Raw genomic sequence first — 15,401 nt, 5'->3', positions numbered from 1 at the left:
GACCGAAGAGCAACGTGCTTCGCTTACTCCGTCTGAGCGGCGGTCGGTTCGGTCAGATCTGCGCCAGGCTGCTTCGGCGCACTCCAGACCAGTATGGCAATAACAGCCATCGCGACGACCGCTGCCGCTATGAACAGCATCTTTCTCATTTGGATCACGTAGGTTGATTTCCGGCAGCGGCAAGTGTTCCGGGGGCTCGCGTACTGACGCCGCGCGATCGGCCACCTGGCTCCTTGCGGCGTGAGACGAGGCTCTTGAACCAACTTCCGGAATGATGCACACCGCGCCGGCATGACCGAAACGATGCCAGCCGGCCCTCATTCGCTCGACCATCTTGTGCTGCCGACCGCGAGCCTCGACCTAGCGCGGGCGCGGCTGGTTTCGCTTGGATTTGTCGTGGCGCCGACCGGCATCCATCCTTTCGGAACGGAAAACTGCTGCGTCTTCCTTGAAGACGGCACTTATCTCGAGCCGCTGGCGGTGGGGAACGCGCAAGCTGCGGCGAAAGCGATCGCGGACGGCAACGTCTTCGTCGCGCGCGATCGCGCCTATCGCGACAAGCGCGGCAATGAGGGATTTTCCGCCCTTGTCCTAGGCACCGAAAATGCGGACGCAGATCATATGCGCTATGTCGAAGCCGGCCTGTCGGCCGGAGACATGCTGAGCTTTTCGCGCGCCTTCGCTGACACAGCTGGAAAGAGCGACACGGCATCGTTCAAACTGGCCTTCGCCTCCGGTGCCGGGGCGAAGGACGCATTCCTGTTCGCCTGCGAGCGGATCAATGCGCCGAAAGTGGATCGCACCGCGTTGCAGATCCACCCCAATGGCGCAACCGGCATCATCGAAGTCGTGGCAGTCAGCGACCAGCCATCCGAACAGCACCGATTGATTTCGATCGCGGCTCGCAGTCCGGCGGCCGGGCAGGGGAGCACCGCGTTTGGCCTGCCGAACGCGACCTTGACCCTGCTTGACCCCGCCGCTTTCGAAGCGCGCGTCGGCATACTTGCCGGCGCGCCATCGGAACTCCGCTTCGCCGGGGTAGTCTTTTCAGTTCGCCGCGCAGACACGGTCGCAAAGCTGCTTGCAGCCAATTCCGTCGAACACGACATACGCGGCAATGATATTGTCGTGCGGCCGGCACCCGGACAGGGTGCGGCCTTCATCTTCCGGGAGATCGCATGAGCAAGCCCAATTCGTCCGTAACCGTCGGCAATGTCGTCTTCGGCAACACCGCGCCGCTGTCGCTGATTGCCGGCCCGTGCCAGCTTGAATCGCGCCAGCACGCCTTCGATATGGCTGGCGCGCTGAAGGAACTGACTGAGAAGCTGGGACTGGGCCTCGTCTACAAGACCAGCTACGACAAGGCCAACCGCACCTCGCTTGGCGGCACGCGCGGCGCCGGGCTCGATGCGGCGCTGCCGGTCTTCGATGATTTGCGCAAGGCGTTTTCGCTGCCGATCCTGACCGATATCCACACCGAGGAACAGTGCGCGGTCGTGGCGCCGCATGTCGACATCCTGCAGATTCCGGCTTTCCTCAGCCGCCAGACCGACCTGCTGATCGCGGCTGCAAGAACCGGCAAGGTCGTCAATGTGAAGAAGGGCCAGTTCCTCGCGCCCTGGGACATGAAGAACGTCGTCGCCAAGATCACCGGTTCCGGCAACGCCAACGTGCTGGTTACCGAGCGCGGCGCATCCTTCGGCTACAACACGCTGGTGTCCGATATGCGCGCCCTGCCGATCATGGCCGAGATCGGCGCGCCGGTGATTTTCGACGCCACGCATTCCGTGCAGCAGCCAGGCGGGCAGGGCGGCTCCACGGGTGGCGATCGGCGCTTCGTCGAGACTCTGGCGCGCGCCGCGGTTGCTGTCGGCGTCGCCGGCGTGTTCATCGAGACGCACCAGGATCCCGACAACGCCCCCTCCGATGGCCCCAATATGGTGCCGCTGAAGGATCTCCCGGCCCTGCTTGAAAGGCTGATGGCATTCGACCGCGTCGCCAAGAGCTGAGCATGCCCAGGGCCCTAAGTCCCGCCTCCCTCTAAACTTGTGGTCAACAGGTGCCGGTTGTACGCTGTCCAGGCAACCGAGTACCTTGGAGGAGGAAGCCATGCCCGTCGCCCGTGTCACCGAAATCACGTCATCGTCGAAGAAGAGCTTTCAGGACGCTATCGAACTGGGAATTGCGCGCGCTGCAAAGACTTTGAAGAACGTCGAAGGCGCCTGGATCCAGGATCAGAAGGTCGTCGTCGAGGACGGCAAGATCTCCGCCTACCGCGTCAACATGAAGGTCACCTTCATCTTGGCTGAGTGACCGACTAGCGTCGAAAAGTCTGGAACCTTCATTCGCGCCCCTCATTGTCAAGCATAGCGTCAACGACAACGAGGAGTACACAATGACAACCCAGACAGGACACACAGAAGCCATCGCTGCCTCGCGGGTCATCGGCACATCAGTCTACAACACGGAAGGCACGCATATCGGCGACATCGAGGATGTCATGCTCGACAAGTTGTCGAATGGAATCATGTTTGCCGTGATCGGCTTTGGCGGATTTCTCGGCATCGGCGAGAAGTATCACGCGATTCCGTGGGCGACCCTCGACTATGACGAGAACAAGGGCGGCTACGTCGTGCCGTTCACCAAGGAGCAACTGAAGGCTGCTCCCGCCTATTCGATCAACGAACTGACGGGCGCCGACGGCGAGGCCGCGCGTGATGCTTCATACAGCTACTACAAGGTCGAGCCTTATTGGCACTGACCTTGATCTGCCGGAATCAAAAGGCCCTCGGTTGAACCGAGGGCCTCTTCTGCAGGATATCTACTCCGCCGCTTGAAGGGTCGACAACTCTACCGCGCCTTGTTGAGGCTGCTGAGTGTCACACGACGTCAGAAACGCCGCCGCGATCAGGAACAAACTCACAATGCCGCTCAACTGAGACATGGCGAAACTCCTCCTGTTTCGCCCCGCGCAATTGCGAGCATAACCAGAAAGTCGCATGCCGCCAAGACTTATGATGACAGCAATTTTTGCTTCGTGAACCGGCATGGCGGAGGTGGCGGCAATATTTGCGGACACCCCGATTGCGTTTTGCAGCACTTTGGCTAAGACGTGCGCGACGCTTTGTCAGATCAAATCGGGGACATCGTATGACCGCCATCATCGACATTGTCGGGCGTGAAATCCTGGACAGCCGCGGAAACCCGACCGTCGAGGTCGACGTCGTGCTCGAAGACGGCTCGATGGGCCGCGCTGCGGTGCCCTCCGGCGCATCGACCGGCGCGCATGAGGCGGTCGAGTTGCGCGACGGCGGCGCCCGCTATCTCGGCAAGGGCGTCCTGCGGGCGGTAGAGGCCGTCAATGGCGAGCTGTTCGAGGCGATTGGCGGCATGGAAGCCGAGAACCAGATCCACATCGACCAGACCATGATCGAGCTCGACGGCACGCCCAACAAGAGCCGGCTCGGCGCCAACGCCATCCTCGGCGTGTCGCTGGCAGTGGCGAAGGCTGCGGCGGAAGCGGCTGGCCTGCCGCTCTACCGCTATGTCGGCGGCACCAAGGCGCATGTGCTTCCGGTGCCGATGATGAACATCATCAACGGCGGCGCCCACGCCGACAACCCGATCGACTTCCAGGAATTCATGATCCTGCCGATCGGTGCGCCGACACTGCGTGACGGCGTGCGCTGGGGCTCGGAAATCTTCCACACGCTGAGGAAGCGGCTGAAGGACGCCGGCCATAATACCAATGTCGGCGACGAGGGCGGCTTCGCTCCTAACCTGAAGAGCGCGCCCGCTGCGCTCGATTTCATCATGGAATCGATCGAGCAGGCTGGCTTCAAGCCGGGCGAAGAGGTTGCGCTCGGTCTCGATTGCGCCGCCACCGAATTCTTCAAGGACGGCAACTACGTCTATGAAGGCGAGAAGAAGACCCGCGATCCGAAGACCCAGGCCAAATATCTGGCCAAGCTCGCCGCCGACTATCCGATCATCACCATCGAGGACGGGCTGGCCGAGGACGACTGGGACGGCTGGAAAACGCTGACCGACCTCATCGGCAAGAAGACCCAGCTGGTCGGCGACGATCTGTTCGTCACCAACACGGCGCGGCTACGCGACGGCATCCGCATGGGCGTCGCCAATTCGATCCTGGTCAAGGTCAACCAGATCGGCTCACTGACCGAGACGCTCGACGCCGTCGAAACCGCGCACAAGGCCGGCTACACCGCAGTCATGTCGCATCGCTCGGGCGAAACTGAAGATTCGACCATCGCCGATCTCGCCGTTGCCACCAATTGCGGGCAGATCAAGACAGGTTCGCTGTCGCGCTCGGATCGCATGGCCAAGTACAACCAGCTCATCCGCATCGAGGAAGAGCTCGGCAAGCAGGCGCTCTATGCCGGCAAGTCGATCGTCAAAGGCTGAGCCAGCCGAAAATATCCGGAATGAAAGGGCGGGGCATTCTCCGCCCTTTTTGCTTTACACCGCCAAATCCGGCCGTCCGTAACCGTCCATTAAGCACAATTGGGCGAGAAAGGGGCTAGGTCGCAGAGGGATAGAGCGTCCTTTGCTCGTCCAAGAGGACGCACGGCGCTCTAAGGGATTTGGATCATGTGGACGCGTCAGCACAAGCAGAGAAATACCGGGCGGCTGATCATCCCCTCGCTCTGCGTGGCATTCCTCGCCTATTTCGGATTCCACGCCTATCACGGCGAATTCGGCATCTATTCCAAATACCGGTTGGAGGCCGAAACCGTCGACCTGCAAGGTAAGCTCGATGCCGTCAAGGCGCGCCGGCTCGACCTGCAGCGGCGCGTTCAGCTCATGCATCAGGGCACGCTGGAGAAGGACATGCTTGACGAGCAGGCGCGCAAGGCGCTCAATATGTCCCACGCCGACGAAATCACCATCATGTTACCGGCTACGGCAAGATAACCATATTTCAGTTAATCGGCAATATTTTCAATGATTTTAATCGCTTAGACGCATGTCAGCCATGCATTTTCGGCATGGCGAAACGCCTTCTCGCGTGTTAGCCTCCCCAAAATCGGTGGGGAGAGCTGATCTCCCTCAGTGTCCGCAAGAGACGCCAACAGGGAGTGATGCATGGCCACCGCCGCGAGAAAAGCGCCTGCCAAATCCAAATCCAGATCCGACGGCAAATCGGCGGGGCTTTCAGCCCCCAAGCCTATCGACTTCACCAAGCAAGAGGAGCTTGACGCCTACCGGCGCATGCTGCTCATTCGCCGCTTCGAGGAAAAGGCCGGCCAGCTCTACGGCATGGGCTTCATCGGCGGCTTCTGCCATCTCTATATCGGCCAGGAAGCAGTTGTCACCGGCATGAAGATGGCGCTGGTCGATGGCGACCAGATGATCACCGCCTACCGCGATCACGGCCACATGCTAGCGATGGAACTGTCGCCGCGCGGCGTCATGGCCGAGTTGACCGGGCGCCGCGGCGGCTTGTCCCGGGGCAAGGGCGGCTCCATGCACATGTTCTCCAAGGAGAAGCATTTTTACGGCGGCCACGGCATTGTCGGCGCGCAGGTGTCGCTCGGTACCGGCCTCGCCTTCGCCAACCGCTATCGCGGCAACAACAATGTGACGCTGACCTATTTCGGCGACGGCGCCGCCAATCAGGGCCAGGTCTATGAAAGCTTCAACATGGCCTCGCTGTGGAAGCTGCCGGTGATCTACATCATCGAGAACAACCGCTACGCAATGGGCACTTCGGTATCGCGTTCATCGGCCGAGACGGATTTTTCGCACCGCGGCGCCTCCTTCAAGATCCCCGGCATCCAGGTCGATGGCATGGACGTCCGCGCGGTCAAGGCAGCCGGCGATCTCGCCACCGAATGGTGCCGCGCCGGCAAGGGGCCGCTGATCCTCGAAATGCAGACCTACCGCTACCGCGGTCACTCGATGTCCGATCCGGCAAAGTACCGCTCCAAGGAAGAAGTGCAGAAGATGCGCTCCGAGCGTGACCCGATCGAGCAGGTCAAGGCGCGCCTGATCGAGAAGAAGTGGGCCGATGAGGACGAGCTCAAGGCCGTCGACAAGGAGGTTCGCGATATCGTCGCCGACGCCGCTGAATTTGCCCAGAATGACGCAGAGCCGGATCCGTCCGAGCTCTGGACCGACATCGTGCTGTAACGAGAGGGCAAGGACATGCCGATCGAAATTCTCATGCCCGCTCTCTCGCCGACCATGGAAGAGGGCAATGTTTCCAAATGGTTGAAGAACGAGGGCGACAAGGTCGTCGCCGGTGACGTCATCGCCGAGATCGAGACCGACAAGGCGACGATGGAAATCGAGGCCGTCGACGAAGGCACGCTTGCCAAGATCGTGGTTCCAGCCGGCACCGAAGGTGTCAAGGTCAACGCGCTGATCGCTGTGCTCGCCGTTGATGGCGAAGACATCGACAAGGCCGGCGAAGGCGTCGGCGAAGAAGAACCTGCCAAGGCTGAAACAGCCGCGCCAGCGCCTACTGCGGCCAAAAGCGAGGCGGCAGCACCTGTCGCCGCCGCGCCGAGAACCGAAATTGCCGCAGATCCGGACATCCCGGCCGGCACGGAAATGGTCTCGACCACTGTGCGCGAGGCGTTGCGTGACGCGATGGCCGAAGAGATGCGCCGCGATGGCGACGTCTTCGTCATGGGCGAGGAGGTCGCCGAGTACCAGGGTGCCTACAAGATCACGCAAGGGCTGCTGCAGGAGTTCGGGCCGCGTCGCGTCGTCGACACGCCGATCACCGAGCATGGTTTCGCCGGCGTCGGCGTCGGCGCGGCGATGGCTGGCCTGAAACCCATCGTGGAGTTCATGACCTTCAACTTCGCCATGCAGGCGATCGACCAGATCATCAACTCCGCCGCCAAGACGCTCTACATGTCCGGTGGCCAGATGGGCGCGCCCATCGTCTTCCGCGGGCCGAACGGCGCGGCTGCCCGCGTCGCCGCCCAGCATTCGCAGTGCTATGCCGCCTGGTACAGCCACATTCCCGGTCTGAAGGTGGTGATGCCCTACACCGCCGCCGACGCCAAGGGGTTGCTGAAGGCCGCGATTCGCGATCCGAACCCGATCATCTTCCTCGAAAACGAAATCCTCTATGGTCACTCCTTCGACGTGCCGAAGATGGACGATTTCGTGCTGCCGATCGGCAAGGCGCGCATCCATAAGAGGGGGAAGGATGTCACCATCGTCTCCTTCGGCATTGGCATGACCTATGCGATCAAGGCCGAGGCCGAATTGCGCGGCATGGGCATCGATGCCGAGATCATCGACCTCAGGACCATCCGTCCACTCGATTTCGATACCATTATCGCTTCGGTCAAGAAGACCAACCGTCTGGTGGTGGTGGAGGAAGGATTTCCGCAGAACTCGGTCGGCGACCACATCGCCAACCAGGTGTCGCAGCGCGCCTTCGATTTCCTCGACGCGCCTGTTATCACCATTGCCGGCAAGGACGTGCCAATGCCCTATGCGGCCAACCTCGAAAAGCTGGCGCTGCCCAATGTCGGCGAGGTCGTCGAGGCGGTCAAAGCCGTCACATATCGCTGAGCAGGGCGGGAGGACAAAATGCCGATCAACATCACCATGCCTGCCCTCTCGCCCACGATGGAAGAGGGCAATCTGTCCAAATGGCTCGTCAAGGAGGGCGACAAGGTTTCGCCGGGCGACGTGATCGCCGAGATCGAGACCGACAAGGCGACGATGGAAGTCGAGGCCGTCGACGACGGCACGGTCGCCAAGCTGGTCGTCCCGGCCGGCACCGAAGGTGTCAAGGTCAACGCGCTGATCGCCGTGCTCGCCGTCGAAGGCGAGGATGCGGCGGCCGCCGCGAAGAGCGGTGACGGCGCTGCGCCGGCAAAGGCCGAGGCCAAGCAGGACAAGGCGCCAATCTCCCCACCCGTGGGGGAGATGTCGACGAAGTCGACAGAGGGGGGCGCTGTCCCTCCAGCCGTAGGGAGCAAAGCGCCCCCCTCTGGCCTGCCCTCTTTGTCGCCACTTGGCATCTCCCCCACAAGGGGGGAGATCAGCCAATCGCCGGACGGCCGCACCTTCGCCTCGCCGCTGGCCCGTCGCATCGCCCTGGAAGCCGGCGTCGACGTCTCAGCGGTGACCGGTTCCGGCCCGCATGGCCGCGTGGTCAAGGCCGATGTCGATGCAGCTATTTCCAGCGGCAGCGCCAAGGCGCCCGCTGCAAAAGCGGCGCCCGCCGGCGCTCCGGCTCCAGCTGTCGCAGCCAAGCCAATGTCGGACGACCAGGTGCTGAAACTGTTCGCCGAAGGCTCCTACGAGCTTGTTCCGCACGACAACATGCGCAAGACCATCGCGCGCCGGCTGGTCGAGGCCACGACCACCATCCCGCATTTCTACCTGACGCTCGACTGCGAGCTCGATGCGCTTCTGGCGCTGCGCACGCAGATCAATGCGGCTGCCCCGGTGAAGAAGACCGACAAGGGTGAGGTGCCGGCCTACAAGCTGTCGGTCAACGACATGGTCATCAAAGCGATGGCGATGGCGCTGATGGCGGTGCCGGATGCCAATGCCTCATGGACCGAGAGCGCCATGGTCAAGCACAAGCATGCCGATGTCGGTGTCGCGGTCTCGATCCCCGGCGGCCTGATCACGCCGATCATCCGGCGTGCCGACGAAAAGACCCTGTCAGTCATTTCCAATGAGATGAAGGACCTTGCCAGCCGTGCCCGCAGCCGCAAGCTGAAGCCGGAAGAATATCAGGGCGGCACCACGGCAGTGTCTAATCTCGGCATGTTCGGCATCAAGGACTTTGCCGCCGTCATCAACCCGCCGCATGCGACGATCCTGGCGGTCGGCGCCGGCGAGGAGCGCGCGGTGGTCAGGAGCGGCGAGATCAAGATCGCCACCATCATGTCGGTGACGCTGTCGACAGATCACCGCGCCGTCGACGGTGCGCTCGGCGCCGAACTGCTCGTCGCCTTCAAGCGCATGATCGAAAACCCGATGGGCATGCTGGTCTAGAAAGGAAGAAGGCGGTGCGGAAATTCTTCACCAGCCTTTTTGCCTTCATCCTTTCCGGTTTGGCCGGCGGATTGGTGGCGCAGGGGCTCGCCGTCGCCACTGATGCCGACGTAGAGTACATCCTTGTGTTCATGATCTCGGCTCTCGTCACCATCCTCGTGACGGTCGCCCTCTTCATCGCGCAGTTTATGTCGAACCCGCAAAACGCGATAAACCTGACGTCGCTTATCGCGGTTGCGTTTTTTGTGCTCGTCGGGGTTGGCCTGATTACCTGGACTTTTTCCCAGCCACCCGGAAAGAGCCAGTGGTCGAGCGATCTTCCCATTGTCGCCGGCCTCGTCCTGCCGGGCCTCGCCACGGTGTTGGTCCAGTGGCTGTTCGTGGGCTGGCGGGTAAAGCGCGCACAAGCAGGATTTGGCAGGAGCGGGGCAAACGCATGAAAACAGTCCTTTGCTACGGCGACTCGCTGACCTGGGGCTATGATGCGGCAAGCCTGGATCGCCACCCGCTCGAGGACCGCTGGCCGAGCGTGCTGCAGGCGACGTTGGGAGGCGGTATCGAGGTCATCGCTGAAGGCTTGAACGGCCGCACAACGGCTTTCGACGATCATCTGGCCGGCGCCGACCGTAACGGCGCAAGAGTGCTGCCGACGATCCTGATGACGCATGCGCCGATCGACCTGATCATCATCATGCTCGGCGCCAACGACATGAAGCCGTGGATCCACGGCAATCCGGTCGCCGCTAAGCAAGGCATCGAGCGCCTGATCGATATCGTGCGCGGGCACGACTACCCGTTCGACTGGCCGGCGCCGCAGATCCTGATCGTCGCGCCGCCCGCGGTCAGCCGTACGGAAAACGCCGAATTCAAGGAAATGTTCGCCGGCGGCGATGAAGCCTCGAAGCGGCTGGCACCACAATATTCCGCCCTCGCCGACGAGGCCGGCTGCGGCTTCTTCGATGCGGGCACGGTGGCTGAGACCACGCCGCTCGACGGCGTGCATCTCGATGCCGAAAACACGCGAAACATCGGCAAGGCGCTGGCACCGCTGGTGCGCGTGATGTTAGCGACATGATAGTCAATGCATTTCTGATCATTGGCATTTGGTTGGCTGTGCATTGGCAGGGCCGCCGAAGTCGGCTTCTCGCAGGTTACGCATTTCTGGGGCTCTGGGTTTCCGACGCCCTTTTGATACTGATGCATGAGCCAGCTTTCGCGCCTTTAATACTGAGGTACGAGCCAATTTCGATACCGAAGCCTTTTTTTCGGTGAAGCCTCGCTTCAATAAGGACCACAAAATGGCTGAGAATTACGACGTCATCATCATCGGCTCCGGCCCCGGCGGCTACGTCACGGCGGTGCGTTCAGCCCAGCTCGGCTTCAAGACGGCGATCGTCGAGCGCGAGCATCTCGGCGGCATCTGCCTTAACTGGGGCTGCATCCCGACCAAGGCGCTGCTGCGCTCGGCCGAGATCATGCATTATTCCGATCATCTGAAGGACTATGGATTGAAGATCGACGGCAAGGTCAGCGTCGACACCGCTGCCGTTGTCGACCGCTCGCGGAAGGTCTCGCTGCGGCTGAACGGTGGCGTCGCCTTCCTGATGAAGAAGAACAAGGTCGACGTCATCTGGGGCGAAGCCAAGCTCTCCAGGCCCGGTGAGGTTGTTGTTTCGAAATCCTCCAAGAAGCCGATGGAGCCGCAGCCGCCGGCGCCCAAGGGCGTCAAGGGCGAGGGCACCTACACCGCAAAGCACATCATTCTTGCCACCGGCGCCAGGCCGCGTGCGCTGCCCGGCATCGAGCCTGACGGCAAACTGATCTGGACCTATTTCGAGGCGATGGTGCCGAAGGAGATGCCGAAGTCGCTGCTGGTGATGGGTTCGGGCGCGATCGGCATCGAATTCGCTTCGTTCTACCGCACCATGGGCGCCGAGGTGACGGTGGTCGAGCTGCTGCCGGCGGTAATGCCGGTCGAGGACGCCGAGGTCTCGAAATTCGCGCAGAAGCAGTTCGAGAAGCAAGGCATGAAGATCATTCTCGAAGCCAAGGTGACCAAGGTCGAGAAGGGCGCGAACTCGGTTACCGCGCATGTCGAGATGAAGGACGGCAAGGTCGAGAAGATCACCGCGGATCGGATGATCTCGGCCGTCGGCGTGCAGGGCAACATCGAGAATCTCGGCCTCGAAGCGCTCGGTGTGAAGACCGACCGCGGCTGCGTTGTCGTCGACGGCTACGGCAAGACCAATGTGCCCGGCATCTATGCGATCGGCGATGTCGCTGGCCCGCCCATGCTCGCCCACAAGGCCGAACATGAAGGCGTGGTCTGCGTGGAAAAGATCGCCAACTTTCCAGGCGTTCACGCCACTGACAAGCTGAAGATTCCGGGCTGCACCTATTGCAACCCGCAGGTATCCTCCGTCGGCCTGACCGAAGCGAAGGCGAAGGCCGAGGGCAAGGACATCCGCGTCGGCCGCTTCCAGTTCGCCGCCAACGGCAAGGCCATCGCGCTCGGCGAGGACCAGGGCTTCGTCAAGACCATTTTCGACAAGAAAACCGGGCAGTTGCTTGGCGCGCATATGGTTGGCGCCGAAGTGACTGAGCTGATCCAGGGTTTTGTCGTGGCGATGAATCTGGAGACCACCGAGGAAGAACTGATGCACACGATTTTCCCGCACCCAACGCTGTCGGAGATGATGAAGGAAAGCGTCCTGGACGCCTATGGCCGCGCGCTGAACGCATGATAAATCGGCCGCTTGAGGCTCAACACGCGAGAGCCAAGGAACTCGACGGCAAGGTAATTCGTTTCCGGATGCATTCATCACACAAGGATAGGGCATATGGACGTGAACGGCGTGGGCTGGGTAGCAGCGATCATCATCGGCGGTTTGGCAGGATGGCTTGCCGAGATGTTCATGAAGAGCAACACCGGCATCCTGATGAACATCATTCTTGGCATCGTTGGCGCGATCGTGCTGAATGCCATCCTGCAGGCGCTCAACATCGGCGCCTTCGGCGCCGGCTGGATCGCCTATCTGATCACCGGCTTCATCGGTGCCTGCCTGCTGATCTGGGTAGGGCGCATGGTGCGCCGTTAGTTGCTGAACTCTTGCCATGCGAACGCGGCTGTGGCGGCATGCGCCGCCGCGGCCTTTTTCTTTGCAGCGAAAAGTCTTAGATGACTTGTGAAAAGCGAACGTCGGACAGGCGATCGCCAACGAACCGGATTTCAGATGGTCACCGTCCTCGACACGATCGCCAATGCGCCGCGCCTGCGGCATCCTGAAAAGGCGCACAAGCCCGACCAGGACGTGCTGCGCAAGCCCGACTGGATCCGCGTCAAGGCGCCGATGTCGAAAGGCTATGCCGAGACGCGCGAGATCGTGAAGTCGCACAAGCTGGTGACGGTGTGCGAAGAGGCCGGCTGCCCCAATATCGGCGAATGCTGGGAAAAGAAGCACGCCACCTTCATGATCATGGGCGAAATCTGCACGCGCGCCTGCGCCTTCTGCAACGTGGCTACCGGTATACCGACCGCGCTCGATCCCGATGAACCGGCCCGTGTCGCACACGCCGTCAAGCAAATGGGCCTGACCCATGTCGTCATCACCTCAGTCGACCGCGACGATCTCGCCGACGGCGGAGCTCAGCACTTTGCCGAGGTCATCCGCGCCATCAGGGCGGCAACGCCGTCGACGACGATCGAAATCCTGACGCCCGACTTCCTGCGCAAGGAAGGCGCGCTGGAGATCGTGGTGGCGGCGAAGCCCGACGTTTTCAACCATAATCTGGAGACCGTGCCGTCGAACTATCTGACGGTCCGGCCGGGCGCCCGCTATTTCCATTCGATCAGGCTGTTGCAGCGGGTCAAGGAGCTCGATCCGTCGATCTTCACCAAATCCGGCATCATGGTTGGCCTTGGTGAGGAGCGGAACGAGATCCTGCAGCTGATGGACGATCTGCGTTCGGCCAATGTCGACTTCATGACCATCGGCCAGTACCTGCAGCCGTCGAAGAAGCACCATCCGGTTATCCGCTTCGTCACGCCGGAGGAATTCAAGTCCTTCGAGACCATCGGCAAGACCAAGGGCTTCCTGCTGGTGGCGTCAAGCCCGCTGACGCGCTCGTCGCACCATGCCGGCGACGATTTCGCCAGGCTGCGCGCGGCGCGCGAAGCGTTTCTCAGAAAGTCCGCCTAACACACTGGTTTCATGCCGCAATTCGAAGCCCATCGTCGCGTTTCCCATACGCCGGAGCAGATGTTTGCTCTGGTTGCCGATGTCGAATCCTATCCACAATTCCTGCCGCTTTGCGAGGCGCTGACGGTTCGCTCGTGCAAGGAACGCAACGGCCGCACACTGCTCATCGCCGACATGAGCATCGGCTACAAGGCGATCCGCGAGACTTTCACCACGCAGGTGCTGCTAAAGCCTGACGAGAACGCCATCGACGTAAAATACATCGACGGTCCGTTCAAATATTTGAGCAATGCCTGGCGTTTCGAGCCGGCCGACGGCGGTTGCAACGTCTGCTTCTTCATCGACTACGAATTCAAGAGCCGTATTCTGGGTGCGGTGATGGGAGCGATGTTCGATCGCGCCTTCCGCATGTTCTCCGAGGCGTTCGAGAAGCGCGCCGACGTCATCTATGGGCCAGCGCCAGCAGCCTGATCCGCAGCGAGTGCGCGCAAGCCCAGCTCAAGCGCATGCCTGACCGTCTGTTGGCGGATGAAATTGCGGCCTTTGTCGGCGAACAACTGACATTCGCTGACGACCGGCCGGCCAGTCAAGGCGACACCGAACCAGACCAGGCCTACGGGCCTTTCCGTCGAACCTCCGCCTGGACCGGCAATGCCGGTGACGGCAAGGGTTAGCCCGGCGCGCGAACGGGTCAGGGCGCCCTGCGCCATCTCGATCGCCGTTTCCCGCGAGACCGCGCCGTGCGCCTCGAGCGTGGCGGCGGAAACGCCGAGCATCTCCGTCTTGGCCTCGTTGGAATAGGTGATGAAACCCCGGTCGACCACCGTGGAAGAGCCGGCGATGTCGGTCAGAGCGGCGATGATCATGCCGCCGGTGCAGCTCTCGGCCGTCGCCAGCATGATGTCGCGCTGCTGGCAGGCTTGAAGCAGGGCATCTGCGAGGTCGTTGTTGCTCATTCGGGGACATCCCCTGGAAACACGACACTGGCGGTCGCGATGGCGGCTATCCCTTCCTCGCGGCCGACAAAGCCGAGCTTTTCGTTGGTTGTCGCCTTGATCGAGACACGGTTCCGGGAAATTCCCAGCATTGCCGAAAGGGTTTCTGTCATTGCTTCGCGATGCGGGCCGACCCGTGGCGCCTCGCAGATCAGCGTTATGTCGGCATTGGCGATGCGCCCGCCGCGCGCGCGCACCAGTCTCGCCGCATGTTCGACGAAGATCCGCGAGGCAGCGCCTTTCCACTGCGGATCCGATGGTGGGAAATGCGTGCCGATGTCACCGGCGCCGCAGGTGGCGAGCAGCGCGTCGGTCAAGGCGTGCAGGCCGACGTCGGCGTCCGAATGGCCGGACAGTTTCTTGTCGTGCGGGATGGAGACGCCGCACAGGATGACATGGTCACCGGGCTCGAACGCATGAACGTCGTAGCCATTGCCGGTGCGGATGTCTGGAAAGCGCGGCCGTTCGCCGGAAAGCCGCTGATCCGCCATCGAAATATCTCTTGCCCAGGTGAGTTTGACATTATCCGGCGAGCCCGGAACGATTTTCACCGGAATATGTGCCCACTCGGCAATCGCGGCATCGTCGGTGAAGTCCGCCTTGCCGAGATGATGGGCCTTTTCGTGGGCGGCCAGGATTGGCCAGAACGGAAAGCCTTGCGGCGTCTGGGCTGCATGAAGCCCGTTCCTGGAAACCGTCTCGCCGATCATGCCGGCGGCCGATTCACGTTTCAGCGTGTCGGCGACTGGTAGGGCAGGCAGCGCTGCCTGGCGTTCGCCGATGGCGGCGATCGTACGGTCTATCAATTCCGCGTCGACGAACGGGCGAACGGCATCATGGACCAGAACCTGGCCCGGCGCATGGCCTCTCAGCGCAAGCAGCCCGAGCCGAACGGAGTCTTGTCTGGACGCGCCACCCGTTACCGTGACGACCCGATCGGCGTTGGCTCCGGCGGCGCTGCGAAAAAGCGCGCTGTCGTCGGCATGGATGGCGACGACGACGGGACCGATTCTCGGATGCGCCAAAAACACGTCCAGTGTGCGCGCGATGACGGCACGGCCACCGATCCTTTGGTATTGCTTTGGCCCGTCGGCCTGACCCGCGCGCGCGCCGCGGCCGGCAGCGACAATAACGACTGCAACTTTGTTGTCCGCCGCCGAGGCTTGCTTTTCGCTTGCATCTGTCATGCCGAGACGCTTAGCGCATG

Annotated in this window: 18 protein-coding genes; 15 read left to right on the top strand and 3 right to left on the bottom strand. The window is 61.8% G+C overall.

Annotated elements, in window-relative coordinates; all coding sequences use genetic code 11:
- Nucleotides 1-23: 23 nt before the first annotated feature.
- Nucleotides 24-149, bottom strand: coding sequence for a hypothetical protein (locus EOC94_RS35120; protein WP_281032979.1), 126 nt, complete (start codon nucleotides 147-149; stop codon nucleotides 24-26).
- Between the two features lie 142 nt (nucleotides 150-291).
- On the opposite strand from EOC94_RS35120, the gene EOC94_RS24400 reads away from it, so the two are divergent.
- From EOC94_RS24400 to EOC94_RS24325, 15 genes are all read left to right on the top strand, one after another.
- Nucleotides 292-1,182 carry a VOC family protein gene (locus EOC94_RS24400; RefSeq protein WP_127294031.1) on the top strand — a complete coding sequence of 297 codons (891 nt, stop codon included), beginning with the start codon at nucleotides 292-294 and terminating at the stop codon, nucleotides 1,180-1,182.
- Complete coding sequence (gene kdsA, locus EOC94_RS24395) at nucleotides 1,179-2,009, top strand: 3-deoxy-8-phosphooctulonate synthase (protein ID WP_127294029.1); 831 nt, start codon at nucleotides 1,179-1,181, stop codon at nucleotides 2,007-2,009. Before EOC94_RS24400 ends, kdsA begins: the two co-directional genes overlap by 4 nt.
- 100 nt (nucleotides 2,010-2,109) lie before the next feature.
- Nucleotides 2,110-2,313 (top strand): dodecin family protein, encoded by a 204-nt coding sequence (locus EOC94_RS24390; protein ID WP_095488666.1) that lies wholly within the window; start codon nucleotides 2,110-2,112, stop codon nucleotides 2,311-2,313.
- An 82-nt stretch (nucleotides 2,314-2,395) separates the two neighbouring features.
- Nucleotides 2,396-2,761, top strand: coding sequence for a PRC-barrel domain-containing protein (locus EOC94_RS24385; protein ID WP_095488605.1), 366 nt, complete (start codon nucleotides 2,396-2,398; stop codon nucleotides 2,759-2,761).
- 389 nt (nucleotides 2,762-3,150) lie between these two features.
- Nucleotides 3,151-4,425, top strand: coding sequence for a phosphopyruvate hydratase (eno, locus tag EOC94_RS24375; protein WP_095488607.1), 1,275 nt, complete (start codon nucleotides 3,151-3,153; stop codon nucleotides 4,423-4,425).
- Between the two features lie 186 nt (nucleotides 4,426-4,611).
- A complete protein-coding gene (locus EOC94_RS24370; RefSeq protein ID WP_127294025.1) occupies nucleotides 4,612-4,935 on the top strand; it encodes a septum formation initiator family protein in 324 nt (107 codons plus the stop codon).
- A 171-nt stretch (nucleotides 4,936-5,106) separates the two neighbouring features.
- Nucleotides 5,107-6,153, top strand: a complete 1,047-nt coding sequence (gene pdhA, locus EOC94_RS24365) for a pyruvate dehydrogenase (acetyl-transferring) E1 component subunit alpha (RefSeq protein WP_127294023.1) — start codon at nucleotides 5,107-5,109, stop codon at nucleotides 6,151-6,153.
- A 15-nt stretch (nucleotides 6,154-6,168) separates the two neighbouring features.
- On the top strand, nucleotides 6,169-7,557 hold the full coding sequence (locus EOC94_RS24360) for a pyruvate dehydrogenase complex E1 component subunit beta (protein ID WP_127294021.1): 1,389 nt from the start codon (nucleotides 6,169-6,171) through the stop codon (nucleotides 7,555-7,557).
- Nucleotides 7,558-7,575: 18 nt separating this feature from the next.
- Nucleotides 7,576-9,000, top strand: coding sequence for a pyruvate dehydrogenase complex dihydrolipoamide acetyltransferase (locus EOC94_RS24355; protein WP_127294019.1), 1,425 nt, complete (start codon nucleotides 7,576-7,578; stop codon nucleotides 8,998-9,000).
- Nucleotides 9,001-9,014: 14 nt separating this feature from the next.
- Nucleotides 9,015-9,440: a hypothetical protein gene (locus EOC94_RS24350; protein WP_095488612.1), complete on the top strand. Its 426-nt coding sequence runs from the start codon at nucleotides 9,015-9,017 to the stop codon at nucleotides 9,438-9,440.
- A complete protein-coding gene (locus EOC94_RS24345; RefSeq protein WP_127294017.1) occupies nucleotides 9,437-10,075 on the top strand; it encodes an SGNH/GDSL hydrolase family protein in 639 nt (212 codons plus the stop codon). Before EOC94_RS24350 ends, EOC94_RS24345 begins: the two co-directional genes overlap by 4 nt.
- Before the next feature lie 223 nt (nucleotides 10,076-10,298).
- Complete coding sequence (lpdA, locus tag EOC94_RS24340; protein ID WP_126106663.1) at nucleotides 10,299-11,744, top strand: dihydrolipoyl dehydrogenase; 1,446 nt, start codon at nucleotides 10,299-10,301, stop codon at nucleotides 11,742-11,744.
- A gap of 96 nt (nucleotides 11,745-11,840) precedes the next feature.
- Entirely contained in the window at nucleotides 11,841-12,098 is a 258-nt protein-coding gene (locus EOC94_RS24335; RefSeq protein WP_095488615.1) for a GlsB/YeaQ/YmgE family stress response membrane protein, read from the top strand.
- Nucleotides 12,099-12,233: 135 nt separating this feature from the next.
- Nucleotides 12,234-13,199: a lipoyl synthase gene (lipA, locus tag EOC94_RS24330; RefSeq protein ID WP_126106662.1), complete on the top strand. Its 966-nt coding sequence runs from the start codon at nucleotides 12,234-12,236 to the stop codon at nucleotides 13,197-13,199.
- Between the two features lie 12 nt (nucleotides 13,200-13,211).
- Nucleotides 13,212-13,670: a type II toxin-antitoxin system RatA family toxin gene (locus EOC94_RS24325; protein ID WP_127294015.1), complete on the top strand. Its 459-nt coding sequence runs from the start codon at nucleotides 13,212-13,214 to the stop codon at nucleotides 13,668-13,670.
- Here EOC94_RS24325 and EOC94_RS24320 read toward each other — a convergent pair.
- Nucleotides 13,646-14,155 carry a CinA family protein gene (locus EOC94_RS24320; RefSeq protein WP_127294013.1) on the bottom strand — a complete coding sequence of 170 codons (510 nt, stop codon included), beginning with the start codon at nucleotides 14,153-14,155 and terminating at the stop codon, nucleotides 13,646-13,648. The genes EOC94_RS24325 and EOC94_RS24320 overlap by 25 nt on opposite strands.
- Nucleotides 14,152-15,381: a bifunctional 2-C-methyl-D-erythritol 4-phosphate cytidylyltransferase/2-C-methyl-D-erythritol 2,4-cyclodiphosphate synthase gene (locus tag EOC94_RS24315; RefSeq protein ID WP_095488619.1), complete on the bottom strand. Its 1,230-nt coding sequence runs from the start codon at nucleotides 15,379-15,381 to the stop codon at nucleotides 14,152-14,154. Before EOC94_RS24315 ends, EOC94_RS24320 begins: the two co-directional genes overlap by 4 nt.
- Between the last annotated feature and the right edge of the window lie 20 nt (nucleotides 15,382-15,401).

The sequence above is a fragment of the Mesorhizobium sp. M6A.T.Ce.TU.016.01.1.1 genome (genome assembly GCF_003997065.1).
GTDB lineage: Bacteria > Pseudomonadota > Alphaproteobacteria > Rhizobiales > Rhizobiaceae > Mesorhizobium > Mesorhizobium mediterraneum.
This window is presented reverse-complemented; position numbering and strand designations above follow the sequence as displayed.